Origin of the sequence: Brucella pseudogrignonensis (genome assembly GCF_002252525.1) — a bacterium.
GTDB classification, from domain to species: domain Bacteria; phylum Pseudomonadota; class Alphaproteobacteria; order Rhizobiales; family Rhizobiaceae; genus Brucella; species Brucella pseudogrignonensis.
In genome coordinates, this window is record NZ_NNRM01000001.1 from 36,506 (window position 1) to 61,120 (window position 24,615).

Consider the following 24,615-nt stretch of genomic DNA (forward strand, 5'->3'; position numbering starts at 1 on the left):
TGCTTTTGCCGCTGGATCGATCAGGAAGAAGTGCAGAAAACGATGTCGACATTTCCCTATAGCGCCCATATCGGTTATCTCTTTACCGAATTGCCGCTCTCCGAGCGTGCTGCGGCGGCCGCGCATGCTGGTTTTGATGCCGTGGAGTACCCAGCGCCATATGCCGTTCCGGCGGAAGAGATGGCAAAATGGCTGAAATCAGCAGGGCTACTCTATACACAGTTCGGTCTGTATTCCGGCGATGCGAACAAAGGCGAAAAGGGTATTGGCATCTTTCCGGCCCGGCGTGATGAGTTCCGCCGCAATGTAGCAGACGCGCTCGACTATGCAGAGGTCATCAATGTTTCGATGGTCCATGCCATGGCCGGTGTGCTGCCTCCGGATAGACGCAGCCATATCTACTGGGACTGCTATGTCGAGAATCTTGCCTATGCGGCTCAGGAGGCAAAGAAGCGGGGCGTTCGCGTTATCGTCGAGCCGATGAGTGCAGGCGCTGTCCCGGACTATTTTATCTCGACACCGGACCAGGCCGCCCATGCGATTGCTGAAGCGGGCGGAGATAATCTCGGCCTTCTCCTCGACGTGTTTCACACCGTCAGTGCCGGACTTGATGTCCATCACCAGATCGCGAAGCACGCAGAACTCATTGCCCACGTTCATATTGCCGATTTCCCAGGTCGCCATGAGCCGGGCTCAGCGACACTCGACTTCGCTGCAATTGGCCGCTCGCTGATAAATGCAGGCTACCACGGGAGGCTGGGGTGCGAATACATCCCTGCTGCCTCGACCGAAGCGGGACTGAGCTGGCTTTGTGCCACTCGGCTCTCCGACCAGCAGGCGAGATGATCCGCATGCTGGTGACTCTTGGCATCACCCGCAGCAGGTCATCGGTCCATTCATTGATCGCTTGAGAGCGGTGCGATGGCGGGCGTGCGACTGCGTTCGCAGACTCGACGATACCGGCATGCCCGTCGCGACAACCGCTTCGCCAACGAACAGGATCCACGGAATGAAAAATCTCTCTTCGCTCAACGTGCGCTCGACAACCACGCGTGACGATCGCGGCACGGACATGGCGAATGCTCTGCGCTTTCTCGCCATTGACGCAGTCCAGAAAGCGAACTCCGGTCATCCGGGGATGCCGATGGGAATGGCGGATGTTGCCGCCGTGCTGTTTTCACAGTTCATCAACATTGACCCTGCAGCCCCGGATTGGCCGGATCGCGACAGGTTCGTTCTTTCGAACGGGCATGGATCGATGCTGCTATACGCCCTGCATCACCTGCTAGGCTACGAAGATATGACTATGGAGCAGGTACAGTCATTCCGGCGCCTCGGATCCAAGACGGCAGGTCACCCTGAATATGGCCATGCGCTCGGAATCGAGACGACGACGGGACCGCTTGGACAGGGTCTGACCACAGCCATTGGCATGGCGCTTGCGGAGCGCATGCAAAATGCACGCTTTGGCGACGAGCTCGTTGACCACTACACCTATGTTTTCTGTGGCGACGGTTGCCTCATGGAGGGTATCAGCCAGGAAGCCATTGATCTCGCCGGTCATCTCAAGCTCGGCAAACTGATCGTCCTGTTCGATGACAACGGTATATCGATCGACGGCCGGACCGCACTGGCGACGTCTACCGATCAGGTCAAGCGTGTACAGGCCTCCGGCTGGAATGCGACGCGTGTCGATGGCCACGATCAGGTGGCGATCCGTCAGGCGATCGAGGCAGCGCGGTCGTCCGATAGGCCTACATTGATCGCGTGCAAGACGGTGATCGGTTACGGTTCACCAAAACTTGCCGGTTCTGAGAAGTCGCACGGCGCGCCTCTTGGCGAACAGGAAATCGCTGCGACCCGTGAGAACCTCGGCTGGAGTTCTGAGCCATTCTTAGTTCCTGATAGCGTGCGCAGTTACTGGCTCACTGTTGCAGAACGCGGCAGGACAACGCGTAGAGAATGGGCGTTGCGCCTTGAGGGGTCGACGAAGCGAGCCGCATTCGACGCATCGATCCGCGGTGATCTGCCGGGCGATTTTGCCGGTTCGATGGAGCGATATCGTCAAAAGCTACTTAGCAATGCACCGAAGATTGCCACCCGCAAGGCTTCGGAAGATGTGCTTGGATTGATCAACGAGGCGACGGAGCTCACCGTCGGCGGTTCGGCCGATCTGACGCACTCCGTCTTCACCCTGACCAAGGATATGAGCGACGTGCAGGCGGACAGCTACGCGGGCCGGTACATCCGCTATGGAATTCGCGAACACGGCATGGCTGCGGTGATGAACGGATTGGCGCTTCATGGCGGCTTCATTCCTTACGGCGGTACGTTCCTCGTCTTCTCTGACTATATGCGCGGCGCTATGCGGCTTTCGGCGTTGATGGGATTGCGCGTGATCTATGTGCTTACACACGATTCGATCGGCCTTGGAGAGGACGGACCGACACATCAGCCGATAGAGCATTTGACCATGCTGCGCGCGACGCCGGGATTGCTGGTATTTCGTCCAGCCGATGCGATCGAGACGGCCGAAGTCTGGGAGATCGCTATCAATCAGTTCCGTCCATCCGTTCTTTCGCTCTCGCGCCAGAATTTGCCCCTTTTGCGAACCGGCTCCGTCGAAAAAAACCTCTCGTGCAAAGGAGGCTATATCTTGAAGGACGTGGCAGGTGACCGGGATGTCACTTTACTCGCGAGCGGTTCCGAGCTTGAAATCGCAGTAAAGGCTGCAGAAACCTTGCATACGAGGGGTGTCGCAGCGGCGGTTGTCTCCATGCCGAGCCACGAACTTTTCCTGGAGCAGGACGAAGCTTACCGCAACGAAGTTCTTGGAACCACACCGCGTGTGGCGATCGAGGCGGCTGTGGGAATGTCCTGGGACCGCTTCCTCACTCCGACAGATATCTTCATCGGAATGGAAACGTTTGGCGCATCTGGCCCGGCATCGGAGCTTTATTCCCATTTTGGTATCACAGCCGGTCGTGTCGTCGCCGAGGCATCGAAACTCGTCGGTAGATCCTAATCCAGTTACGATGTGCTGAGGTTTGACGAAGGCGCGCGGACTCCCATTGTTGATGGCGTTGGCCGTGCGGTATGCGGTACGCCAATTAATCGTTCATGAGGAGAGAGGTGATGTCAGAAGTTTCGCTTCGTTCTGAAATCGATTGAAGACGAATTGTATGATCGAGGTACAGCTGCAGTCGCGGTTGGAATACGCACGCTTTTCGATGGCGATAGCGCGCGCTCTGATGATTTTTCGCTAAATCATGAAGATCTTGTCTTTGCTTATTCGAAGCTTTGTCGCGGGATGATCTGAGGTATTTGATGCCCTTCGCCAACGCCAAACGGATCGAGGATCGCCGTGATCGCATGTTCGCGGGAGAACGCATAAACATAACAAAGGATAGGCAGGCGCTGCTTGTCGCTGTGCGGAAGCATTGCCGACGATTATAAAGCCGATGGGGTTCTAGTCGCCCATTAGGTCGAGAGTGTGCTTATCCGCACGCCGATCTCGGCCCGGCAATGACAACACTGGGGCTCGCACCCTACTACGACGGACCGCGCCTTCATTTCGTTTAGAATGTCGACAGCGCCGATATCACCGGCGCTCTCTCAAAGGTCAATCCTGCAACAACGCTGTTCATCGTCGCATCAAAAACCTTCACCACAATCGAAACGATGACCAACGCCGAGACTGCCCGCAGATTTGTTGTCGCCGACCTAGGCGAGGAGGGCGTTGCGCTCCACTTCTGCGCTGTCTCCACCGCCTTGGGCAGGATCGATCGGTTCAGTCTAAACATCTAATTTATAAAAGATATACTAATCTTTGATGCAAGATGCAGCTACAGTCATAATTCAACTGAGAGGTGGCGATCCTGTAAAACTCACAATGATTGCTAACTTCGATCTCGCGCATCTACAAAGGGGACTGGCTGGTATTCTCATTTTGGTGTTTTCTGATCTAGAAAATTCGTATTACCGAGGGGACCTTTTCAAACACCCTCCAGGCAGCGGCACTCTCGCGAAGCGCGCAAAAAGCCATTTCGAAAGTGCCGCTCGAAATTGATGGCAGGAATGGTCCAAACTAGAGCCGATTCTCCTTATGTTGAACTCCCGCTTTCGCCGTATGGCGTTCAACATCGGTCAGTCCGCGCCCGTTCCCATTTTCTGCACCTCAAATACCTGTCTCACAATCAAACTAGGAACTTCGTCAAAAGATCCACTTTCACTTCCAGGAAAAGCAAACAGAAAATCGGGCCCCTTTGCCCATGTTGAAGTTACCAACTTCTTCTGCCAAATAGCCGTTCAATGCCTGATATTAGATGCTGTCGCATGCTTGAATTTGCTTGCGTCGTTTCGCCAAGGCGGATTGCTTCGAAAATCAGAAGATGTTCTTCTTTCACGCGCTTTGAGGTAACGTTTGTAGGGACTGAGCGCAACTGTCGTCCGAGTTCAAGCCCAAAAAGGATGTCAGGTCGAAGAAACTGCAGCGTCATTGCATAATATGGGTTCTTCGTCGCGCGGGCGATTGCCAGATGAAAGTCGAGATCGTTCTCGGCAACGGTTTGCGCTGATTGCCCGCCGTTTTGCATCGCGTCTATCGTAGCGGCAATTAGGGCAATATCCTTGTCGTTCCGTCTTTTGGCTGCTTCCTCGGCGGCTGAGCATTCAATAACGACTCGAAATCGCAGACAACTTTCCAGATCATTCATATTTCTTGGACGCGAGAAGTCCGACTGTGCAGAAGGCTCTGGTTTGGCAAAATTACCCGAGCCCCGGCGCGCCTCAATTATGCCCTCGCTTTTAAGAATGGAAAGCGCGTCGCGCAAAACCGGCCGTGACACTCCCAGTTCATTGGCTAAGACGGTTTCTGCGGGCAGTCGATAATCGCTTGTGAGCTTTGCAATGTTCACGTATTCGCGAAGCTTCTGGACTGTAAGTTCTACAAGTGGCGTACTCATTTCTCCTCCAATTTGTAAATAGTAGTAAATATTAAGGGCGTTGTCAAAAAAAATAAATACAATAAAAACAGGATATTGAGGGACATTGCCTTTGGTTGATTATATTCTATATTGACAACTTAATTGCGAATGCGCTGTTCTCTGCCAATCAGGTGGAGGACCCTATGAAAATTATTGGCGTTGAAACGCTTCAGATGCAGGAAGCTAGTAATCTCGTGTGGGTGAGATTGCATACAGATGAAGGTCTGGTTGGACTGGGTGAAACCTTCCGTAACCCTGATGCTGTGATCGCATACATTCATTCGACGGCAGCGCCAGCTTTGATAGGCAAGGATCCGACGCGTCGCGCTGCTCTGATGCATGAGATATCTCGCAGAATCGGAAATCATTTTAATGGCTTTCCTTCCCGAAGCGTCGAGGTTTCGGGCAATTCAGCTGTAGATCTCGCGCTCTGGGATCTGTTTGGTAAAATACAAAATCAGCCTGTTTATCAGCTGATCGGCGGAATGGTGCAGGACAAGATCAAGGTTTATAATACCTGCGCGGGAGCCCGCTATAACAACCGGGTACGGGCGGGATACAATACTGAGCTGATCAGCCGCGATGATCCGACACCTCAGAAAATAGAACGGCACGACGATCTGCTTTTGCAGGTCTTTGAACCCGCGCGTCTTGCAGAGGAATTGCTTGCCGAAGGCATCACGGCAATGAAAATCTGGCCGTTCGATCCATTCGCTCTGCGCAATCGCGGTAATGAAATCTCAGCGTCTGAAATGCGTAAAGCGCTCTGGCCAATCGAACAGATCAGAAATTCGGTCGGTGATAAAATGGATATCATGATCGAGTACCACGGCCTGTGGAAGCTGCCTGTTGCCCTCGAGATTGCTGATGCCCTGAAGGACTACAATATTTACTGGCACGAAGAACCGATCTGGATGCAGAATTTCGATGATCTCGCGATCTATCGTTCAAAGGTCGGTGGACGCGTGGCCGGAAGTGAGAATTTCGGTACGTCAGTCTGGTATCGTGAGGTCTTTTCCCGCAGGGCAGTCGACGTGGCCAATTTCGATGTGGCATGGATCGGGGGCCTGAGTGAAGCGCTTAAGGTTATGCATCTTGCAGATGCTTTTGACCGGGTTATTGCGCCGCATGATTGTACCGGGCCGGTGACACTGGGTGCCAATGTTCACTTGCTTGCGGCGAGTACAAACGGTCTGATTTGTGAAACTGTTCGCGCCCACACTCAGGGCTTTTATGCGGAAATCGTTGATAGTGTCCCGGTTGTCGAGAACGGCTTCATCAGCCCGTCCTCAAATCCGGGACTGGGCATGGGGCTCTCGGAAGATTTCTTGAAGCGAAGCGATCTCAATCGTCGCATATCCGGGACGGCTGCCGAATGATTTCTGAAGCTTCCTTGCTGCCTGCCGAGGCTGTTGACGCGCACATGCATATCTATGCTGAAGGTGTTCATAAAGGTGATGCTCCTTTTACGGTACCGCGGGCAACTGTCGACGACTACCAACATGTCATGCGTAAACTCGGTATCGAGAGCGTCGTGCTCGTTCAGTCTATGCTGTATGGGACTGATAATTCAGTCATGCTATCTGGGTTACGTACACTTGGAAATAGCGCACGCGGTATAGCTGTCGTCAATGTGAAGGCCAGCGAAGCACTGCTGGATGACCTGGGATCTCAAGGGATTGTCGGCTTGCGTGCCTTCATGCTTCACGGTGGCATTTACGAGTGGAGTGACCTCCCTGATCTTGGGGAAAGGCTCGCAGCGCGCGGCTGGCAAATGCATTTACAACTCGATGGTCGAGAACTGCCACAGCGTATGGATGTGATTTCGCGCATACCCTGCAAAATCGTCATTGATCATGTCGGCAAATTTCTCAAACCTGTTGGCCCCGACCATACGGCCTTCAAATCGCTGATGTCGCTGCTTGCAACAGGAAATGTCTGGATCAAGCTTTCAGGCATTTATGAAACCTCTATAACCGGGGCACCGGATTATGAGGACGTCGCTGTTCTGGCGCGCACGGTTGCTGATGCATTCCCCCACCGCGTTATTTGGGCTTCGAACTGGCCGCATCCCAACCTTCAGCCGGCACCTGATGATGGCCTGCTGATCGAACTTTCGCGCTCTATCGTCCCGGATCCATATCGTCAGAAATTGCTGTTTTCGGCAAATGCACAGGCACTTTTCGGCTTTGGTGCGGAGGGCAACCCATGAAGTTTGACAAAAAACTCTATTTGGTCACAGGCGGAGCAAGCGGAATTGGTCTTGCAACCGCGGTCTTCCTCGCTGAGAGCGGGGCTCGAGTTGTGGTATCTGATCGGAACATTCCCTCATCTACCCTGCCTCGTGGGATCAGCTTTTTGCGTTGTGACGTAAAAGAGCCGAATGATGTCGACCAGATGATCAGTCAGCTTATAGAGGAGCACGGTGTCCCGGACGGTGTTGTGACCAGTGCGGGTGTTGACCGGCATCATAATTTTCTGGAACTTGAAGACACAGAGTTCGCCGAAATTCTCCAGATCAATGTATTGGGAAGTTTTCGCATCGTTCAACGACTTGCTCGTATCTGGGCAAAGGCACCGCGATCTCACGCAGACGCTTATTCGGTTGTATTGTTGTCATCCGTCAATTCTGTCATCGCAACGCCCTCGCACACTGCCTATGCCACTTCGAAAGGAGCGGTGGCACAGATGGTGCGCGTTATGGCAGTCGAACTCGCGCCTTTTGGCATCCGGGTGAATGCTATGGCGCCGGGAACGGTTCGAACACCGTTGCTTGATGCTCTTGAGAAAGAAAAGCCAAAAGCATTGGAGGCCGTACTTCGACGCACACCCATGAAGCGTGTGGGTGAGCCAGAGGAAATTGCTGCTGGAATTGCTTTTCTATTGAGCAACCTTGCTAGTTACATCACGGGTCAGAGCCTGTTCGCTGATGGTGGGCGAACTGTCCAGAATCTGACGCTCGACTAACCACCGGTTGTCTGAGCGAAAACACTGGTACAGAGGAGACAACCATGAAAACCAATACCTTTAAGGCAAGGTTGAAAGACAGACAGCAGATCGGTTTGTGGGTCAGTCTTGGCAATGCTGCCTCGGCGGAAATTCTTGCGCGCTCTGGGGCCGACTGGCTACTGATTGATATGGAACATTCTCCGAACGAAGTTTCGACAGTTCTCGAACAGCTACGTGCCGTCGCAGAAGACTGCGAAGTGATTGTTCGTCCTCCGGAGGCCAGTCAGACCGTTACAAAGCGCCTTCTCGATATAGGCACCAAATCGATCATGTTTCCGATGATTGATACAGCAGAACAGGCAAGACAGGCCGTATCATGGACACGATATCCCCCGAAGGGAGTGCGTGGCATTTCCGGGGTTGTACGCGCGACAGGATATGGTCGTGACGCAGCTTCTTATCTAGCTTCAGAGGAAGAACATATCTGTGTGATTGTCCAGGCCGAGACCCCGACAGCTCTCGCAAATCTTGAAGAAATCGCTGAAGTTGAAGGTGTCGATGCGATTTTCATAGGTCCCGGCGATCTTGCTGCCTCAATGGGTTTTACCGGCCAAGGTGCGAGCGTGCCTGAAGTTGCTGAAGCTATTCGTGACGCATTAAATCGTATCAGCGCAAAGTCCTGCGGCGCGGGGGTACTGGGCTATGGTGCGACAGCTGCTACGAAATTCTTCGATCAGGGAGCTGATTTTGTAGCGGCAGGTGCTGATACCTGGCTGCTCGCACAACAAAGCTCGTCCCTTATCGAGCAGCTGCAAGCCGCACTCGAACGTCAGAAAACCAGCTGAAAGCGGACCGCTGCAGACTTTCAACGCATTAAAGACGAGTGAAGACTATGGAAAACCTGCTTATAAAGCCAAATAACAACACCAATATCCCGATCGACGTTACACCGGAAACTGCCGGATGGAAGTATATTGGCTTTCGCATTGAGCGTTTAAAGGGCGGCGGAGCGGCACAAGGCCGCGACGACACAAACGAACTGTGTCTGGTTGTTGTCCAGGGACAGGGCGAACTTTTCATCAATGAAGTTTCGAGAGGGAACTTCGGTGATCGCATGTCGCCTTTCGATGGATTGCCGCACGCAATCTATCTTCCGAAGGGCACGAAGTGGCGTGTTGAAGCAACGACAGAGCTGGAACTTGCCATATGCTCTGCCCCTTCAATCGCCGGGAATAAAGCTCTTCGTCAGTTTCGACCTGAAGATCTCATCACAGAAACTCGCGGTTGTGGTGCAAATACGCGGTATGTCACCAATATTCTGGCCGAAGGGGACGATGCCGCAGACACGCTCTTTGTCATTGAGCTGATTACGCCGGGTGGACACACGTCGAGCTATCCGCCGCATAAGCACGACATCGATGATTTCCCGACAGAAACACAATTGGAGGAAACTTACTACAGCCGCTTCAATCCGCCCCAAGGCTTTGCATTCCAGCGCGTATACACCGATGACAGAAGCCTGGATCAGGCACTGGTGCTGGAAGAAGGGACACTGACGCTTGTCCCTCGCGGTTATCATCCGGTCGCTGTCTGTCACGGTTATGATCTTTATCAGTTGTGCGTAATGGCTGGTCCGAAGAGAAACTGGCGTTTTCACAATGAAGCCGCACATCAATGGTTGTTGGCAAAATGAGCGCGTCAACTATTTCAGTTTTGTTGGAGCGTCCCGGCGTTATTGCGCTGCGCGAAAATCCTTTGACTGAACTTCAACCAGACGAAGTGCGGATCAGGACGGGTTTCGGCGGTATTTGTGGATCAGATCTCCATTACTACAGTCATGGAGGGTTCGGATCTGTGAAAATGACAGGACCGATGACCTTAGGGCATGAAGTCGTCGGGACGATCGATCGGGTGGGGCAAGGCGTATCGGGTCTGGCGATAGGAGATGCGGTTTGTATCAATCCATCTCAACCATGCGGTGAATGCAGATATTGTCGGGAGAAAAAGACGAGATTTTGTGAGAACATGCGCTTTATGGGAAGTGCCATGCGAAATCCGCCTGAACCGGGTGCTTTCTCACAATACATCCATTGTCGCGCTGAAAGAGCCTTTAAGCTGGGCAATAAAGTACCGATACACCTCGGTGCCTTGGCCGAGCCGCTAGCGGTAGCGTTACACGCTGTAAAGCAAATCCCGGACATCGCTGGGAAACGGGTTCTTATTGTCGGGTTTGGGCCTGTTGGAGCGCTATGTCTGCTGGCTGCGCGACACGCCGGAGCAGGCACCATTGACGTCGCAGATGTTGCAAGCCTTGCTTTGGCGATGGGGGAACGTCTGAAAGCGGATGTTGTTTTCGACCTGCGTGGAAATGCAGTGATCGCTGGCGACTATGATGCTGTGATTGAGTGCTCCGGTAATGAAGGCGGCTTGAACCTGGCGCTTGAAAAGGCTGCCCGCAACGCGACGATTGTGCAGGTGGGTCTGTTTCCGGCCAATCCGTCCAGTGCTTGCAATCTGCTGACCGTTAAAGAGCTCCGGCTGGTTGGGGCGTTCCGCTTTGATGATGAGTTCGAAAACGCTGTCGAATTGATTGGAAGCCGTGCGGTCGATGTTGATCCGCTCGTCACGTCTAAATTTGGCTTAAAAAATGCGGGGCAGGCCTTCGAAGCTGCCTCGGATAAGAACACCTCATACAAAGTACTGATCGATTTCTCCGGTTAAGCCTGAGGCTGGCTGGATTATCTAAAAAACCTGATTTTGGGAGGAACGGGCATGGTGAGTGTTACGAATGAAAGCCGTGATGCCGCAGATCGGCAAGAACGGAGTGCTGTCTACGGAAAAGGAACAGCTTCAAGTGTCATCGGAACTGCGCTTGAATATTATGACTTCGCAATATACGGGCTCGCTGCAGCGACCGTATTCAATCAGTTGTTCTTCCCGGGATCCGACCCTGCGGTGGGACTCATTGCAAGCCTCGCCACCTATGCCGTTGGCTTTGCCGCACGTCCCATCGGAGGCCTGATCCTCGGAGGCCTGGGCGATAAAATCGGACGCAAATATATACTCTACATCACAATTCTGCTGATGGGCATTTCTACATTCTGTATCGGTCTGCTACCAACCTATGCCCATATTGGAATCTGGGCTCCGTTGCTGCTCGTTCTGCTTCGCGTCCTTCAGGGTTTCGGGGCGGGCGCTGAGCTTGCAAGCGCATCAACCCTTCTGGTCGAAAGCGCGCCACGAAATCAACGAGGTTTTGTTGGGTCGTTTTTGAGTATAGGCTCGAACACCGGCACCCTGATTGCTTCGACCGTCTGGCTCGCGGTGAGCATGCTACCGTCAGAACAGCTTCTAACATGGGGATGGCGGCTACCATTCTTAGCATCTCTGTTTGTTGCAATGTGGGGGCTTTACATTCGTCGAGGCGTCAAAGAAAGCCCAGCCTTCTCTACGGTTGCGGAACGGCAGTCGAAAGCGACACTTAAAGAAATATACCGCGGCGTATTCGGCCCCGGGCGAGGTGCCTTCGTGAGATGCCTGGGTCTACGCATCGGTGAAGTTGGTCCTTCGATGATCTTTCAGGTCTTTCTGATCGGTTACATCGCAAATCTTCCAAACGCGTCTAAAACGACAGGAACGCTCGGACTCGTTCTCGCCTCTGTCTTTTGTTACTTCACCATTCCGGTTGTTGGCAAACTCTGTGACCGGTTCGGGCGGCGCCTTGTGCATATGAGTCTGACAGGCCTTCTTATTCTGTTTGCCGTTCCTGCATTTGCAATGGTCTCAACCGGTAATCCGATCCTGATAACCCTTTCCTTTATGCTCGGGTTCGGCGTTTCGATCATGGGCATGTATGTCATCGAGTCACCATGGATGGCTGAGATGTTTGGTTCTCGTTATCGTCTTGCAGGTGTTACGGCGTCTAAAGAAATTGGAAGCCTGATAGGTGGAGCCTTTGCGCCGTTTATCTGCGCAGCTCTGGTTGCGAGATACGGCAGTTGGTGGCCGGTCGCGATTTACGTCATTTTGCTGGCAGCAATCTCCCTTATCAGTGCGTTTCTTTCCCCTGAAACCAAGGAACGCGACCTGATCCTGGACCATGATGCTGTCTGATCAAAGTTAATGAGGTGACGTACCCGGATGGACATAATGTCCATCCGGTAACCAACGGAGACTGCCATGAGAACAGTTATTGTCACAGGAGGAGGCACCGGAATTGGGCTGGCAACCTCAACAATTCTTCTGAAAGACGGATATAAAGTAATTGCGGCCGGCCTTGATCGGGAGTCTGAGCTGCCTCCTGGGCTAGATTTCGTGGAATTGGATGTTTCATGTTCCAGCGCCGTCAATGATCTCGTCGAGAGCACTTCCTCGCTTCACGGGATTGTGACCTGTGCTGGTATTCAGCGTCATGATCGGGAGTGGACAGCAGAAGATTTTGCAGCCGTTATTGATGTAAATCTTCTATCCGTCTTCAATATTTGCACAATGGCGTTGCCAAAACTTGAACAGACGGGCGGATCAATTGTCAATATTGCTTCCATGTGGAGCATTTTTGGAACGCCCGGTTCACCCGCATATGGCGCGAGCAAGGGAGGTATTGTCTCTTTAACGCGTTCTCTCGCAGTCGCGGGCGGGAAAAGAGGGGGTGCGTGCGAATGCCGTGGCTCCTGGTTGGATCGATACGCGCATGGCATCGCGTGCCAAAAATGATCCGGCACGCGCGCCGAAAATAATTGATCGGATTCCGCTCAACCGCTGGGCAGCACCGGAAGAGGTCGGGAAAGTTATAGCATTTCTGATTTCGAATTCAGCTTCCTATGTGAACGGGACCGTCATTCCAGTCGATGGAGGCTATTCTATTGCGTAGCCCGGCTACGATCGGGTTCTTTAGGCATATGAGTATTCCCAGATTATCGGCAGATAACGCCGTCCTCAAGTATTTCATTGGACCAACGGCAACTTTTTTGGAGAAGTTTCCTTAAGTCCATTAAGTAATCAGCGCTGTTGTGTCAGAGCTCAATTTCTGCAGTTCATTTTCACGGCATTTTGAGACGTGGCGCAGCACCTTTTGATTGCAACTGTTATTCTTGACTTTGAATCTATGATGAGGAACTCGCTTAGTAGTTTAGCGAGGCCGTAGGAAAGGTGCCTCACTTTGCGACTGAAGCTGTAATCTCAATCTCGACTTTTGCGCCACTTGCAGGAATTTGGCAAATGAGAAATGTACTGGTTGGCCGAATGTCTTTGAACACCTCTCCAAGCACGGGCGTCACAGCATCGGCGGCTTCGAGATCGGTGACGTAAACTCGGCTAGCAACGGCATGAGCGAGGCTCGCACCAGCTTTCTTGAGAACATCGTTAATATCGGCGAGAGCATTGCGTGCCTGTTGCGCTGCATCGGAAGGAAACATGCCCGTTGATTTATCGCGGCCAGTGGTGCCGGAAACATAGATCGTGCTTCCATCGATAACCGCTTTGGCGTATCCGGCGATTGCTTCCGAAGGGGCACCGGAAAAAATTCTCTGAGCCATTTTAGCGTCTCCTTGTCGTTGATAATTCATTGTGTTGTGTGGGTTTTGCACTGTTTAGGACCCAGCGATTATTGTTAGAACCGGCCTGGCGATAGGCCTGATATATCCACTGAAGACGAGTACCCTCCCGCGAGCTCTGCCATGACTTTTCCAGCCATTGGCCCTAGCCCGAAGCCGTGTCCACTAAAGCCCGTCGCCACGAGAAGTCCATCGACGCCATTCACATGGCCCATAACAGGGATTACATCAGGAAGTGTGTCGATGATGCCGGCCCAGACCGCTTCAATTTCGAGATCAGCGATCACCGGTAGGAAGCGCCGTATCTCATCTTGAGCTTGCCGGACGCGATAAAATGCGGGTTCAATCGCCTCGCTCGTCGGTGCAATGTCAGCAATCGGTGCAATTCGTCGCGAGGGCGCAAACTTTTGCAGGGGACCTAGATAATTGATGCGGGCCGCGCCAGGATTGCTTTTACGTGTTTCTTTGTATTGACGCATGGTGCGCCAGGAATCGAGACGTACGTCATATTCGCCGCCCGCCACTGAAAATACGAACGCTCCACGTGCATCCTGACGAATGCCGGTTAGTGGCAGAGAAATGCATGGATTGACGGTGAGATTTGCGGCCGGGATCGTTCGTGCCACGGTTGCGCGTATTCTTTCTTGCGGGAGATTGTACCCAACCGCGCGCAACAGCTTTGAGCTTTCGGTGCCCGCAGCGCACAGCACCTGATCTGAGCGATAGAGCTTGCGGCCAATCCAGACCCCGTGAACATGACCAGCCTGAATATCCACTCGTGTCACACGCTCGCCAAGGATCACGGAAACACCGGCTTCAATCGCCGCTTCAAACATGGCCCGCGTTGTTCGGCTCGGTTCGGCACGCCCGTCTGATGCGGTAAACATGGCCCCGTGCACTTTAGCATTGTCTGCGATAAGCGGAAGCTTTTCGCGAATTTCAGAAGCAGTCAACAGAACAGTGTCCATCCCGAACTGCCTGGCTTTGAATTGCCATTCCGCCTGGTATGCAACATCGCTGTCGTTGGTGGCAAGGACTACGTTGCCGCCACGTAGCCATCCGATTTTACGGCCCAGATCCTGTTCCAGCCCGTCCCATAGGTTGAGTGAAGCTATGGCCAGTGGTAGTTCGCGAAAATCGCGGCCTTGCTGACGCACAAAGCCGAGATTTCGACCCGACTGTCTTGATCCTGGTGTATCACGCTCGACGATCAGCACACGCAATCCTGATCGCGCGGCATAGAGAGCTGTTGAACATCCGACTATACCGCCACCAATGATGATGAGATCCCATTTGCCCGAAGAATGAGCCTTGTGCGAAACGATCATCTAGTGAACCTTGGACAGGAAGGAGCGCGTTCGCTCAAATGCTGGATTATCCAGTATTTCCGATGGAGCGCCACATTCGACAATTTGGCCCGCCTGCATGAATGCAATTCGGTTGCAAACATCTCGCGCAAACGACATTTCGTGCGTCACCACCATCATTGTCAGACCATCAGCTGCCAGCGAACGCATCACGTCCAGCACTTCGCCCACCAGTTCTGGATCAAGCGCACTGGTTGGCTCATCAAAAAGCAGAACCTTGGGTTTCATCGCTAAGGCGCGTGCAATGGCAACGCGCTGCTGCTGACCGCCAGATAACATGCGGGGATAATGGTTTAATTTATCGGCCAATCCGACGCGCGCCAACAGTTCGCAGGCCTTTTTCTCGGCCTCGTGTTTTGGGATTCCCAGCACGTGGACGGGCGCTTCGATAACGTTTTCGAGTGCTGTTTTGTGGCCAAAGAGGTTGAAGTTCTGAAATACCATGCCGATCCGGGCACGTTGGCGTGCAATCAGCTTTTCTGGTAGTTCGTGCGCAAAATTGCCTTCGCGGCGGTAGCCGATTAACTCGCCGTCCACCGTGATACTGCCTTGCTCAATTCGCTCCAGATGATTCACGCAACGCAGCAGCGTTGACTTTCCTGATCCCGATGGGCCGATCAGACTGATCACCTCACCAGCGGCCACTTCAAGGTTGATGTTACTAAGCACAGTCATGCTGCCGTAATTTTTCGATACCCGGTCAAATACAATCATCGGATCAGACATATTATCGCGCTTTCTGACGAAACAGACGACGGGTTGGGCGGGGTGGGGAGTTATGGGTCTGCTGATTGGAGCGACCAAAATGCCGCTCAATGCGAACCTGCGCAGCACTGAGGATTGTCGTTGCCGCCAGATACCAAATACACGCCACGATCAACAAAGGAATGGTCTGAAAATTTCGTGAATAGATGGTTTGTGCTGAATAGAGCAGGTCAGCCAACGATATCACACTCACCAGAGAGGATGTTTTCAACATTCCAATCGTTTGATTGCCGGTCGGCGGGATGATGACCGGCATCGCCTGCGGCAGTATAATGCGCCACAAAGCCTTGCCGTTGGTCATGCCAAGTGATTTTGCCGCCTGTTTTTGACCGGGCTCCACCGACATCAGGCCGCTCCGAATGATTTCGGACATGTATGCACCTTCGTTCAGGCCCAGACCAAGGACGGCGGCCGTGATCGGTGATATCAACGAATTGGTGGGAACAGAAATCCACCAGGATGTGAAAGGCACTCCGATCGACATTTCGGGAAAGAGCGCGCCGAGGTTGTACCAGAATATTAATTGAACCAGGACGGGGGTCCCACGAAAAAACCAGATATAGGCATTGGCTACGTTCGAAATAACGATATTGTTGGACATTGCCATAATGGCCATAATCGTTCCCAGCACAACTCCAATGGCCATGGTGACTACTGTCAACCATAAAGTGAGATACAACCCCCACAGGATGCGGCTGTCGAAAAGATATTCTCCAACTACATTCCATCCGAAATTAGGATTAGCCGCAATCATCTGGACGCAATAAAGTATGAGGATGACAAGCAGCGTTGCAGCAATCCGCGTCTTCCAGGCGCTGGCCGGGACATAGGTCAACATGGGCTGGTCAGGTGAAGGCGAGGGGGCGAAAGTTGAATCATCCGACATAGTGGCTGTCTCTCAATCGTATTCGCATTGATACGGCCGATGAACCTCATCGTGAGTTATATCACCGGCCGAGATTGCTATTTTGAAGTTGGGATCGTTGCCAGATTTATACCCGGCTCGTGTTCCATCGCCATCGGCGAGACAGTCCAATTCGCATAAATTTTGTCGTAGTCACCGCTGGCCTTGACTTCCTTGAGAGCTGCAAGCAGTGCTTCGCCGAGATCTGCTTCATTCTTACGAAATGCAATGCCACTTGGCATTCTTGGCAAAATGCCCATGGGAACGACTTTGACCGGATGCGGTGCGGACTTCTGAATTTCTCCAGCAAGTGCCGCAGATGTCAAAACGAAATCACTGCGTCCTGAATAAACGGACAGCAATGTCGCTTCGGATGTGCCGAATTCTGAAACGGTAGGCTTTTCCTTGCCTGCAGCAACGCACGCTTCGCCGATTTCATGTGTGATCATGTCGACCCATTCAGTGCCGCTTTGTGCGGAACCTTTAAGCCCGCAAAGGCCGAGATGGTCGTTGATGTCAGCGCCTTTTTGCTCAAGGACGTAAGCTGATGATGTCGTGTAGCCGTAGTCAACGAAACTCACGACTTTCTGGCGTTCAGCGTTGTCGGTGATGCCTTCCATCGCAATATCCCAACGTCCCGACTGAACGCCGGGGATCAGGGAATCGAACGAAACCGATGTAACATCGACTTTAACGTTGAGACGAGCCGCGATGGCGTTCCAAAGATCAACCTCAAAACCGACCATTTCTCCAGCGTCATTGAGAGACTGAAAGGGCGGATATTTCGCATCGGTAACCAGTTTGATGACACCGGCATCGCGATATTTCTGTGGCAGGGTGTCAGCTGCGGTTTGCGCACTGACACCGCCTGTGATCATGAGAAGGCCGACTGCGGCCCCGATGGTAAGCGCCATTGCATTTTTGGAGCGCTTTGATTTTACAACACTCATTTTTATTTCCCCTGTGGCCGAGATTGTTTGCGAGCCACCCGGCCTCAAATGGCTCGCTTTTTTAGGCTTGGTTCTGCGTTCCTTCTCAACCGATCACGAACGGATTTGCTATCTCCTCTGCGGTAGACAACCACACGGCTTTGGTCTGCAGGAATTCTTTAATTCCTTCTATTCCGTTTTCCCGGCCTATTCCGCTCTTTTTATATCCGCCAAATGGGGTGGTGTAGGACACATCGCGATATGTGTTTACCCAGACACTGCCTGCTTCCAAGCTTTCCGACATGAGGATGGCGCGACGCATATCCGAGGTCCAGACACCTGCGGCTAACCCGAATTCGCTGTCATTGGCGATGGCTACAGCTTCTTCCGGCTCATCGAATGGGATGGCCGACAGAACGGGCCCAAACACCTCTTCACGGGCAATGCGCATATCATTGTTGACGCCAGCAAAAATTGTTGGCTCAATGAAATAGCCTGCCGCACATTCATCCAGATCAGGTCTTTTGCCGCCAAGGATGAGTTCTGCACCTTCCTGCCGGGCGATATCAATGTAACTTAGCACTTTCTCATATTGCATGGCGTTTGCGATGGGGCCGATGCGGGTATCGAGGTGTCTGGGATCGCCAATGCGCGCGGTCTTGGTGAAGGCCGTGAGTTTTTCCAGAAATTCATCGTGGATTTTGCGCTGCAATAACAAGCGTGAACCGGCGATACAGGTCTGGCCGACGGCACCGAAAATACCGCCGACAACGCCGCGTACGGCATTATCAAGATTGGCGTCTTCGAAAATAATATTGGGCGATTTGCCGCCCAACTCAAGACTGACCCGCTTGATGTCTTTGGCGGCCAGCGCATAGAGGTGGGCGCCGGTACGTGTTGATCCTGTAAAGCCAACGTGGCGAGTGAGCGGGTGTGTCACCAACGGCTCGCCAACTTCGGGTCCGTAACCCGTCACGACATTGATCACACCTGCGGGGAAACCAGCTTTCTCGACCAGCTCCATCAATTTTATGGCAGTCGCCGACGTGTATTCAGCCGGTTTCATCACCAAAGTGCAGCCTGCGGCCAAAGCGGGGGCAGCTTTGAGCGAGAACAAAAACAGTGGCGCATTCCACGGAACGATGCCGACGCAGACGCCGAGTGGTTCGTGCCGCGAGAAGCTCAGGGCTTTTTTATCACAGGGATGTACAGCACCTTCGATCTTGTCTGCAAGCCCGGCATAATAGTGATACCAGCGCGGAATATATCGAATTTGATGGCGCATTTCGGCGAGAAGGCGACCATTATCGCACACTTCGATCTCAGCCAGCTCATCTGCATTCTGTTCGATGAGATCGGCGAAGCGCTGTATAATGCGGCCACGCTCGCTGGGATGCAACTTTCTCCACGGGCCTTTGGTAAAGGCATTATGCGCTGCTTGAATGGCTCTGTCAGCGTCTTCGGCATTGCCGCGAGGCACCAAGGCCCAAGGCTTCGCCGTAAATGGATCGATGGTCTCGATATATTGGCCCGATGACGGCTCTACCCATTCACCGTTGATATACATAGCAAGTTTTTGCAGGTCGTGGGTCGACATTGCCCCTCCTCTTGGCGAGCCCTTGTGCTGAAAGCATAGCTTCCTTTTCCGCCGCGTGGCCCGGAATTATTCATTTCGATGCACTAAAGATATTCTTATCTATGCAAAGTGATATCACTTTAAAAGTCAACAGAAAAAATACAAGACGTCGAAATTGGGTCAAAACAGCGATAAAACCGCAGAATAGCGGTCCTTATGCTGATGAGGGTGATCTTTTGTCCGACACATTTCTAGCATTTCTAAATTTACGCACTTGATTATGATATCATAATGGTTGAAGTTTACTATCACATTGGCCAATTTTATGAGCGCGCATCGTGAACACTGACCAGCATCTCTATAAAAAAATCAAAAGCGAAATTGATCGCCGCGTTGAAACGGAAGAATGGCCGGCAAATTTCCAGATCCCTTCGGAAGGTGATCTGGCCGCAGAGTTTGACGTTTCACAATTGACTGTGCGCCGTGCGTTGCGCGAGCTGCAAACAGCGGGCGTGTTAATCCGCGTGCAGGGACGGGGCACATTTGTGCTGGGGCCGCGCATTCAGTGCGCCGTGTTCGACCTTCCCAATATCAGCGATGAAATCGCCAACTCTGGCGGCGCGCACACCTGTCAGGTTCTGGTTCACACAACTCTTGCGCAGGACAATCCTGCGCGCAACATTCTGCAATTGTCCGCAGATGCCGTGGTTTATTACAGCCGGTTTCTTCATCTGGAAGATGGCACGCCCATTCAGCTTGAAGAGCGCTATGTCAACGCCGCAGAAGCTCCGGGATATCTGGATCAGACGTTTTCAACGCAAGGCCCCGAAGCATGGTTTCGGCGCGAAACGGTGGTCACAACAGTTGATAATGCCATTCGTGCCATTCGCGCTGAAGACGACATACGCCAGCTTTTGCAGATCGATGCCAACCAGCCTTGCCTGCTTCTGGACCGTTCGACATGGCGCGACGGGATTCCGGTCACGCGTAGCCGTTTTATCTATCCCGGAGACCGTTATCGGCTGCGTTCCGCGCACGACGCGCGTACCACCCGTATCGCATTAACACCCAATTTGGGCACTGTCCGCTGAATCCTAGAATGGAGTTTGAGATGAGAGATTTTATCAATAAGCTTGAAGAGCGCGGCGATCTGCTGGTGGTTGATCGAGAGATTGACCCTGCGCATGAACTTGCAGCCGTCACACAGCTTGCGCAGAAAAAATGGGCGAAGCCGGTGATGTTTACCAACGTAAAAGGCACACGGTTTCCCGTTGTCAGCAATGTTTACAGCACGCGCGACAGAATTGCCGAAGTGATCGGCATTGACGCAAAGGATTTTTGCACCCAGTGGAGCCGTCTCGCATCTCTTGGCACGTCAGAGATGAAAGAGCCGCTGAAACTTGCCGATGACAGCGAACTTCCCGAATATGAAGAAGTGAAGCTGTCCGATCTGCCGCTGATTACCTATTCTGACCGGGACGGCGCGCCCTATTTCACCTCCGCCATGTTTATCGCCAAAGATCCGGAAACCGGCGTTGGTAATTTGTCCTATCATCGCTCGATGTTTATCAGCGATAACGAGCTGCGCTGTCGCTTGGCACCTCGCCATCATCTGACGATCTATCATGAGAAGGCGGAAAAACTGGGCAAACCGCTCGAAGCGGCCATGTTGATTGGTACACCTTCGCATGCATTTCTAACCGCAGCAGCGCCACTGCCGTATGATGTCGACGAATTGGAAGTGGCGGCACGCCTGCGTGGACGACCGATTGCCATGCGCAAATGCAACCATATCGATCTTGAAGTTCCTGCAGAAACCGAAGTGGTTATCGAAGGACGCTTTCTTCCCAATGAACGACGCGCCGAAGGGCCTTTTGGCGAGTTTATGGGGTATTACGTTCCTGTCGGACCTAATGCGGTTTTCGAAGTACTGGGCGTCACCGTGCGCAAAGACGCACTGTTCCATTCGATATTATGTGGTTCACCTGAAGAAGTGCTCACACTCGAACTATCGGTTTCCGCGAATATTTATCAGCGCTTGAGTGCTGCGCTTCCCGGTATCATCAATGTCACCTGCCAGCCATTCGTCAATCACGCCATCATCCAGATCGAGCCGCAGTTCGAGGGACATGCGCGTCAGGTCATGCTGGCGGCTATCGGGGCCGAACCCATATGGTCAAAACAGATCACGGTGGTGGATACCGACGTGAATATCTACGACATGGATGATGTGCAATGGGCCATTCTAACGCGTTGTCGCCCAGACAAGGACATGCTGATCATCCCGGATACACCATCATTTTATCGGGATGAACAGAAGGACCATTGGGGCAGGCTGCTTGTGGATGCGACCAAGCCATGGGGACGGGAACAGGAGTTTGAACGCAAGCGATTGCGACTTGGCGACAGTGTCAAGGCCAGCGACTGGTTCGAGGGAGCGTAACCGATGAGCGCTCAACGCCTGGTGATAGGAATTTCGGGCGCTTCGGGCGCAGCTTATGGGCTTAAGGCACTGGAACTGGCGCGATCAGTGGGCGTCGAAACGCATCTCGTTGTTTCGCGCGCAGCGCTGCTCACGCTCCATCAGGAGCTTGGTATACAAAAATCAGAGCTGTCGCATCGCGCCGATGTGGTTCATTCGGCTGCGGATGTCGGCGCTTCGATAGCATCGGGATCGTTCAGGACGATGGGTATGCTGGTTGCTCCGTGTTCGGTTAAAACCATGTCGGAGATAGCGTCGGGTGTGACGTCGACACTGATGAGCAGGGCCGCTGATGTGGTTTTGAAAGAACGGCGCCGACTGGTTCTCATGGTGCGGGAAACGCCGCTGCATCTCGGGCATTTGAAAACGATGACAGCACTCACTGAAATGGGGGCAATCATCATGCCGCCCGTTCCAGCCTTTTATTCGCATCCCGAAAGCATTAACGAGATGGTCTGCCATTCTGTGGGCCGCGCTCTTGATCTGTTCGGTATTGAAACAGGCACGGTTAAACGTTGGGATGGGCTGAAGCCTGGATCTTAAAGGCAGAGGATCACGCGAGTGGACGATATAGAACGTCATTCAGCACTTTGGAGCTTTATGCTTCAACTCTATGCCAAGCCCGGAATTCCGGCTGCCTTGCTGAGCTTGCAAGACAATTATGCCATTGATGTGCCGTTTTATCTGGCGGTTCTGCACGCGGTAACAACAGACCGATATGTCACGGCAAAAGCGCTCAGCGCTCTATACGCCGAAATACAAGAATGGCGGGAAGAGGTCGTAATCCCGCTGAGAATTGTCCGAACGACGCTGAAGGTGCATGCGTGGGCGACACGTTTTGAAAATACGGGTGCCTTCCGCGAGACTATCAAAAGTGCTGAGTTAAACGCCGAAAGAATTGAAGTTGATGTTTTGGAAAAACTGATCCCAATCTATTTCAGGGTGGATTCCATTGATGACAAACCAAATATTTTAGCGGTTTCGCTGATGTTCTTGAATGTCTTCGGCTTTCCGGCGCTGGACCAACTTCCGGCAGACGCTGAATTTGTAGCCAGAACATTAGCAAGCAATCATTAGGGGTGAAACCCGTGATTCATGCCATGTGTAATCACGCAAGTGGACTTGACCCAGCCCGACTATGAATGTGATTATGCGCTATTAATAACATCATTTGTTGTGAGATATGAACAGTTCAGACCAACCATTATATGCTCAAATAAAAAGCGCTATCGACAAAAAGATCGAAACAGCAGAATGGCCGGCAAACTTTCAGGTGCCTTCAGAAGATGACCTTGCGGGAACCTTCAGTGCATCTCGCCTGACAGTGCGCCGGGCATTGCGGGAATTGCAGGCTGACGGGGTTCTGTTGCGCATTCAGGGACGCGGAACATTCGTCGTTGGCCCGCGGATGCAATGCGCGATTTTCAATTTGCCAGACGCTTCAGAGGAAGTGATCCTGTCGGGCGGCGCGCATAGCAGCCGTGTTTTGCAGCACGAGGTTTTGAGTGCGGACAACCCGCGGCGGAATATGTTGCAGAGCTCGCCCGAAAACGACGTCTTCTATTCCAAGCTTTTGCACCTCGAAGATGGAACACCGATCCAAATCGAAGAGCGATATGTGAATAGCGCTGAAGCGCCCGATTATCTCGAGCAGGACTTCACCCTGATTACCCCGAATTTCTGGCTGTTGCGTAACACGATTGTCACGACAGTCGACAATACAATCCGTGCTATACGCGCGGATGAAGACATTCGCGAAAATCTGCAGATTGATATCAGTCAGCCTTGTTTGCTTGTAGATAGGCAGACATGGCGCGATGGTATACCAGTGACACGCAGCCGGTTCACTTATCCCGGAGATCGTTACCGTCTGCGCTCTTCTCACGAGGCACGGGTTACACGAGTGAATGCTGTAAACTTGAGCCGATGATCACATGCTAGGCCGTGTGGACGGATTTGATTAAGATAAAAGCAGCAGCGATTGCGACGATGGATCGGAAATTTCTTGCTGTTTTCTCGCAACGTAGTGCTACACGTTTGAACCGTTTGAGCTTCCCCATCATTTGTTCAATACGTGCGCGACCTCGATAAAGCGCCGTGGCAAAATGTTTCGGAATATTTCTTCTGTTTGATCTGTAAGGGATCACAGGAATTGCGCCAGCCTTTCGCGCAGTCTCTCTATTAACGTCGCTATCATAGCCTTTGTCAGCAATAATAGCGCGGTGCCTGACTTGAGGGCCAGTTTCCATGAGGCTTTCAAACTGTTTACTATCGGAAGCTTCGCCTCCGGTTAGTTCAAACCCAAGGGGCTGACCATTTCGGTCGGTTTTCAGATGGATTTTGGTTCCGAACCCTCCACGAGAACGACCGAGCGCTTGACTTTCCTGCCCCCTTTAGCACCTGCTGCAGATATATGGGCGCGAATGACGGTGCTGTCGAACATAGCAATCAGATGAGCGCTTTCATCGAGCCCAGCCAAAATGGAAAAATAGTCTTCGAACACACCCGCTTTACCCAAGCGGTCAAAACGCTTCCATATGCTGTTCCAGTTACCAAATCGCTCAGGCAAAGCCCGCCATGAGATGTTATGAAGGGTGAAATAATGCAATGCCTCAAGAAATAGGCGGTCATTTTTTGCTTTCGCGCCAACGGCTGGTAGACAAGCACGAAAGACCTCCAGTGCCAGTTCATAGTCACTCTCTGTAATCTTCGTGCACATTGCCGACCTCCAAATTACGTCGGCAATGTGTGAATCATGTTGAAAGAAAATCTGTAACCGGAAAACTTATACCGGAGTCAATTCGTCCACACGGCCTAGTGTCCTGTCCGGCAAATAGCTTTACATAATCGTTCGATCTTCGCGAGGATGGACTGGCTTGTGGCTGTCCAGACAAAGGGTTTTGCCTTGGCATTATAGGCTTCAACGAAGGCGCTTATTTTCCCAATCAGGTCCCTGGCGTTGACAAAAGAACCAAGGCGTATCTGCCGTTGCGTGATAGGGTCAAACTGCCGCTCGACCTGGTTGAGCCATGACGCATAAGTTGGTGTGTAGTGGACATGGAAGCGCGGACGAGCCGCGAGCTATGCACGGACTTTCGGATGTTTG

Annotated in this window: 26 protein-coding genes and 1 pseudogene; 18 read left to right on the forward strand and 9 right to left on the reverse strand. The window is 52.5% G+C overall.

The features are described 5' to 3' along the window. The first annotated feature begins 42 nt into the window (after nt 1-42). The 4 genes and pseudogenes from CEV34_RS00175 to CEV34_RS27260 all read left to right on the forward strand — a co-directional run. The gene (locus tag CEV34_RS00175; protein ID WP_094543083.1) at nt 43-846 is read left to right on the forward strand and encodes a hydroxypyruvate isomerase family protein; all 804 of its coding nucleotides are present in this window, start codon (nt 43-45) and stop codon (nt 844-846) included. Between the two features lie 163 nt (nt 847-1,009). Beyond that, entirely contained in the window at nt 1,010-3,025 is a 2,016-nt protein-coding gene (gene tkt / locus CEV34_RS00180) for a transketolase (protein WP_094543028.1), read from the forward strand. Nucleotides 3,026-3,300: 275 nt separating this feature from the next. Continuing rightward, nucleotides 3,301-3,456 (forward strand): hypothetical protein, encoded by a 156-nt coding sequence (locus tag CEV34_RS27690; protein ID WP_374891796.1) that lies wholly within the window; start codon nt 3,301-3,303, stop codon nt 3,454-3,456. Between the two features lie 138 nt (nt 3,457-3,594). Beyond that, nucleotides 3,595-3,807, forward strand: a pseudogene (locus CEV34_RS27260) (glucose-6-phosphate isomerase); the annotation flags it as partial. A 473-nt stretch (nt 3,808-4,280) separates the two neighbouring features. Here the strand turns inward: CEV34_RS27260 and CEV34_RS00190 are convergent. Next, on the reverse strand, nt 4,281-4,964 hold the full coding sequence (locus CEV34_RS00190) for a FadR/GntR family transcriptional regulator (RefSeq protein ID WP_094543030.1): 684 nt from the start codon (nt 4,962-4,964) through the stop codon (nt 4,281-4,283). Between the two features lie 164 nt (nt 4,965-5,128). On the opposite strand from CEV34_RS00190, the gene CEV34_RS00195 reads away from it, so the two are divergent. The 9 genes from CEV34_RS00195 to CEV34_RS27525 all read left to right on the forward strand — a co-directional run bounded on the left by CEV34_RS00195 (nt 5,129) and on the right by CEV34_RS27525 (nt 12,804). Then, entirely contained in the window at nt 5,129-6,364 is a 1,236-nt protein-coding gene (locus CEV34_RS00195) for a mandelate racemase/muconate lactonizing enzyme family protein (RefSeq protein WP_094543031.1), read from the forward strand. After that, entirely contained in the window at nt 6,361-7,197 is an 837-nt protein-coding gene (locus CEV34_RS00200) for an amidohydrolase family protein (protein WP_094543034.1), read from the forward strand. Before CEV34_RS00195 ends, CEV34_RS00200 begins: the two co-directional genes overlap by 4 nt. Then, nucleotides 7,194-7,952 carry an SDR family NAD(P)-dependent oxidoreductase gene (locus CEV34_RS00205; protein ID WP_094543037.1) on the forward strand — a complete coding sequence of 253 codons (759 nt, stop codon included), beginning with the start codon at nt 7,194-7,196 and terminating at the stop codon, nt 7,950-7,952. Before CEV34_RS00200 ends, CEV34_RS00205 begins: the two co-directional genes overlap by 4 nt. Nucleotides 7,953-7,996: 44 nt before the next feature. Then, the gene (locus CEV34_RS00210; protein ID WP_094543040.1) at nt 7,997-8,779 is read left to right on the forward strand and encodes an HpcH/HpaI aldolase family protein; all 783 of its coding nucleotides are present in this window, start codon (nt 7,997-7,999) and stop codon (nt 8,777-8,779) included. A gap of 47 nt (nt 8,780-8,826) precedes the next feature. Further along, the gene (iolB, locus tag CEV34_RS00215) at nt 8,827-9,627 is read left to right on the forward strand and encodes a 5-deoxy-glucuronate isomerase (protein WP_094543043.1); all 801 of its coding nucleotides are present in this window, start codon (nt 8,827-8,829) and stop codon (nt 9,625-9,627) included. Next, nucleotides 9,609-10,655, forward strand: coding sequence for an L-idonate 5-dehydrogenase (locus tag CEV34_RS00220; protein ID WP_094543046.1), 1,047 nt, complete (start codon nt 9,609-9,611; stop codon nt 10,653-10,655). Before iolB ends, CEV34_RS00220 begins: the two co-directional genes overlap by 19 nt. A 51-nt stretch (nt 10,656-10,706) precedes the next feature. Next, a complete protein-coding gene (locus CEV34_RS00225; protein ID WP_094543049.1) occupies nt 10,707-12,047 on the forward strand; it encodes an MFS transporter in 1,341 nt (446 codons plus the stop codon). A 66-nt stretch (nt 12,048-12,113) separates the two neighbouring features. Continuing rightward, entirely contained in the window at nt 12,114-12,647 is a 534-nt protein-coding gene (locus CEV34_RS00230; protein WP_268877837.1) for an SDR family NAD(P)-dependent oxidoreductase, read from the forward strand. Next, nucleotides 12,625-12,804: an SDR family oxidoreductase gene (locus CEV34_RS27525; protein ID WP_268877838.1), complete on the forward strand. Its 180-nt coding sequence runs from the start codon at nt 12,625-12,627 to the stop codon at nt 12,802-12,804. Before CEV34_RS00230 ends, CEV34_RS27525 begins: the two co-directional genes overlap by 23 nt. A 283-nt stretch (nt 12,805-13,087) precedes the next feature. On the opposite strand, the gene CEV34_RS00235 is transcribed toward CEV34_RS27525, so the two are convergent. The 6 genes from CEV34_RS00235 to CEV34_RS00260 all read right to left on the reverse strand — a co-directional run bounded on the left by CEV34_RS00235 (nt 13,088) and on the right by CEV34_RS00260 (nt 19,048). Beyond that, nucleotides 13,088-13,468, reverse strand: a complete 381-nt coding sequence (locus tag CEV34_RS00235) for a RidA family protein (protein ID WP_094543052.1) — start codon at nt 13,466-13,468, stop codon at nt 13,088-13,090. Between the two features lie 74 nt (nt 13,469-13,542). After that, entirely contained in the window at nt 13,543-14,814 is a 1,272-nt protein-coding gene (locus tag CEV34_RS00240; protein ID WP_094543055.1) for an NAD(P)/FAD-dependent oxidoreductase, read from the reverse strand. Next, entirely contained in the window at nt 14,815-15,579 is a 765-nt protein-coding gene (locus CEV34_RS00245; protein ID WP_094543056.1) for an amino acid ABC transporter ATP-binding protein, read from the reverse strand. 1 nt (nt 15,580) lies between these two features. Continuing rightward, nucleotides 15,581-16,504, reverse strand: a complete 924-nt coding sequence (locus CEV34_RS00250; protein WP_094543058.1) for an amino acid ABC transporter permease — start codon at nt 16,502-16,504, stop codon at nt 15,581-15,583. 77 nt (nt 16,505-16,581) lie between these two features. Next, on the reverse strand, nt 16,582-17,472 hold the full coding sequence (locus tag CEV34_RS00255) for an ABC transporter substrate-binding protein (protein ID WP_094543060.1): 891 nt from the start codon (nt 17,470-17,472) through the stop codon (nt 16,582-16,584). An 85-nt stretch (nt 17,473-17,557) separates the two neighbouring features. Next, on the reverse strand, nt 17,558-19,048 hold the full coding sequence (locus CEV34_RS00260) for an aldehyde dehydrogenase (protein WP_094543061.1): 1,491 nt from the start codon (nt 19,046-19,048) through the stop codon (nt 17,558-17,560). Between the two features lie 317 nt (nt 19,049-19,365). On the opposite strand from CEV34_RS00260, the gene CEV34_RS00265 reads away from it, so the two are divergent. The 5 genes from CEV34_RS00265 to CEV34_RS00285 all read left to right on the forward strand — a co-directional run bounded on the left by CEV34_RS00265 (nt 19,366) and on the right by CEV34_RS00285 (nt 23,439). Continuing rightward, a complete protein-coding gene (locus tag CEV34_RS00265) occupies nt 19,366-20,118 on the forward strand; it encodes a UTRA domain-containing protein (protein ID WP_179253449.1) in 753 nt (250 codons plus the stop codon). A 20-nt stretch (nt 20,119-20,138) separates the two neighbouring features. Continuing rightward, nucleotides 20,139-21,470, forward strand: coding sequence for a UbiD family decarboxylase (locus CEV34_RS00270; protein ID WP_024899067.1), 1,332 nt, complete (start codon nt 20,139-20,141; stop codon nt 21,468-21,470). A 3-nt stretch (nt 21,471-21,473) separates the two neighbouring features. Beyond that, nucleotides 21,474-22,052 (forward strand): UbiX family flavin prenyltransferase, encoded by a 579-nt coding sequence (locus tag CEV34_RS00275; RefSeq protein ID WP_094543066.1) that lies wholly within the window; start codon nt 21,474-21,476, stop codon nt 22,050-22,052. Between the two features lie 18 nt (nt 22,053-22,070). After that, the gene (locus CEV34_RS00280) at nt 22,071-22,586 is read left to right on the forward strand and encodes a TIGR02444 family protein (protein WP_094543068.1); all 516 of its coding nucleotides are present in this window, start codon (nt 22,071-22,073) and stop codon (nt 22,584-22,586) included. A gap of 106 nt (nt 22,587-22,692) precedes the next feature. Next, nucleotides 22,693-23,439 carry a UTRA domain-containing protein gene (locus CEV34_RS00285; protein ID WP_024899070.1) on the forward strand — a complete coding sequence of 249 codons (747 nt, stop codon included), beginning with the start codon at nt 22,693-22,695 and terminating at the stop codon, nt 23,437-23,439. 7 nt (nt 23,440-23,446) lie between these two features. On the opposite strand, the gene CEV34_RS00290 is transcribed toward CEV34_RS00285, so the two are convergent. Together CEV34_RS00290 and CEV34_RS00295 are read right to left on the reverse strand one after the other, a co-directional pair. Continuing rightward, nucleotides 23,447-23,848 (reverse strand): IS5 family transposase, encoded by a 402-nt coding sequence (locus CEV34_RS00290; protein WP_094543070.1) that lies wholly within the window; start codon nt 23,846-23,848, stop codon nt 23,447-23,449. Further along, nucleotides 23,839-24,228, reverse strand: a complete 390-nt coding sequence (locus CEV34_RS00295) for a transposase (protein ID WP_094543072.1) — start codon at nt 24,226-24,228, stop codon at nt 23,839-23,841. The genes CEV34_RS00290 and CEV34_RS00295 overlap by 10 nt, the downstream gene beginning before the upstream one ends. Nucleotides 24,229-24,615: the final 387 nt, after the last annotated feature.

Excerpts from the sequence above, each read along its gene's own strand:
- CEV34_RS00175 (WP_094543083.1), top strand. The coding sequence starts at position 43 with ATGTCGACATTTCCCTATAGCGCCCATATCGGTTATCTCTTTACCGAA.
- tkt (WP_094543028.1), top strand. The coding sequence starts at position 1,010 with ATGAAAAATCTCTCTTCGCTCAACGTGCGCTCGACAACCACGCGTGAC.
- CEV34_RS00190 (WP_094543030.1), bottom strand. The coding sequence starts at position 4,964 with ATGAGTACGCCACTTGTAGAACTTACAGTCCAGAAGCTTCGCGAATAC.
- CEV34_RS00195 (WP_094543031.1), top strand. The coding sequence starts at position 5,129 with ATGAAAATTATTGGCGTTGAAACGCTTCAGATGCAGGAAGCTAGTAAT.
- CEV34_RS00200 (WP_094543034.1), top strand. The coding sequence starts at position 6,361 with ATGATTTCTGAAGCTTCCTTGCTGCCTGCCGAGGCTGTTGACGCGCAC.
- CEV34_RS00205 (WP_094543037.1), top strand. The coding sequence starts at position 7,194 with ATGAAGTTTGACAAAAAACTCTATTTGGTCACAGGCGGAGCAAGCGGA.
- CEV34_RS00210 (WP_094543040.1), top strand. The coding sequence starts at position 7,997 with ATGAAAACCAATACCTTTAAGGCAAGGTTGAAAGACAGACAGCAGATC.
- iolB (WP_094543043.1), top strand. The coding sequence starts at position 8,827 with ATGGAAAACCTGCTTATAAAGCCAAATAACAACACCAATATCCCGATC.
- CEV34_RS00220 (WP_094543046.1), top strand. The coding sequence starts at position 9,609 with ATGGTTGTTGGCAAAATGAGCGCGTCAACTATTTCAGTTTTGTTGGAG.
- CEV34_RS00225 (WP_094543049.1), top strand. The coding sequence starts at position 10,707 with ATGGTGAGTGTTACGAATGAAAGCCGTGATGCCGCAGATCGGCAAGAA.
- CEV34_RS00230 (WP_268877837.1), top strand. The coding sequence starts at position 12,114 with ATGAGAACAGTTATTGTCACAGGAGGAGGCACCGGAATTGGGCTGGCA.
- CEV34_RS27525 (WP_268877838.1), top strand. The coding sequence starts at position 12,625 with ATGGCATCGCGTGCCAAAAATGATCCGGCACGCGCGCCGAAAATAATT.
- CEV34_RS00235 (WP_094543052.1), bottom strand. The coding sequence starts at position 13,468 with ATGGCTCAGAGAATTTTTTCCGGTGCCCCTTCGGAAGCAATCGCCGGA.
- CEV34_RS00240 (WP_094543055.1), bottom strand. The coding sequence starts at position 14,814 with ATGATCGTTTCGCACAAGGCTCATTCTTCGGGCAAATGGGATCTCATC.
- CEV34_RS00245 (WP_094543056.1), bottom strand. The coding sequence starts at position 15,579 with ATGTCTGATCCGATGATTGTATTTGACCGGGTATCGAAAAATTACGGC.
- CEV34_RS00250 (WP_094543058.1), bottom strand. The coding sequence starts at position 16,504 with ATGTCGGATGATTCAACTTTCGCCCCCTCGCCTTCACCTGACCAGCCC.
- CEV34_RS00255 (WP_094543060.1), bottom strand. The coding sequence starts at position 17,472 with ATGAGTGTTGTAAAATCAAAGCGCTCCAAAAATGCAATGGCGCTTACC.
- CEV34_RS00260 (WP_094543061.1), bottom strand. The coding sequence starts at position 19,048 with ATGTCGACCCACGACCTGCAAAAACTTGCTATGTATATCAACGGTGAA.
- CEV34_RS00270 (WP_024899067.1), top strand. The coding sequence starts at position 20,139 with ATGAGAGATTTTATCAATAAGCTTGAAGAGCGCGGCGATCTGCTGGTG.
- CEV34_RS00275 (WP_094543066.1), top strand. The coding sequence starts at position 21,474 with ATGAGCGCTCAACGCCTGGTGATAGGAATTTCGGGCGCTTCGGGCGCA.
- CEV34_RS00285 (WP_024899070.1), top strand. The coding sequence starts at position 22,693 with ATGAACAGTTCAGACCAACCATTATATGCTCAAATAAAAAGCGCTATC.
- CEV34_RS00295 (WP_094543072.1), bottom strand. The coding sequence starts at position 24,228 with ATGTGCACGAAGATTACAGAGAGTGACTATGAACTGGCACTGGAGGTC.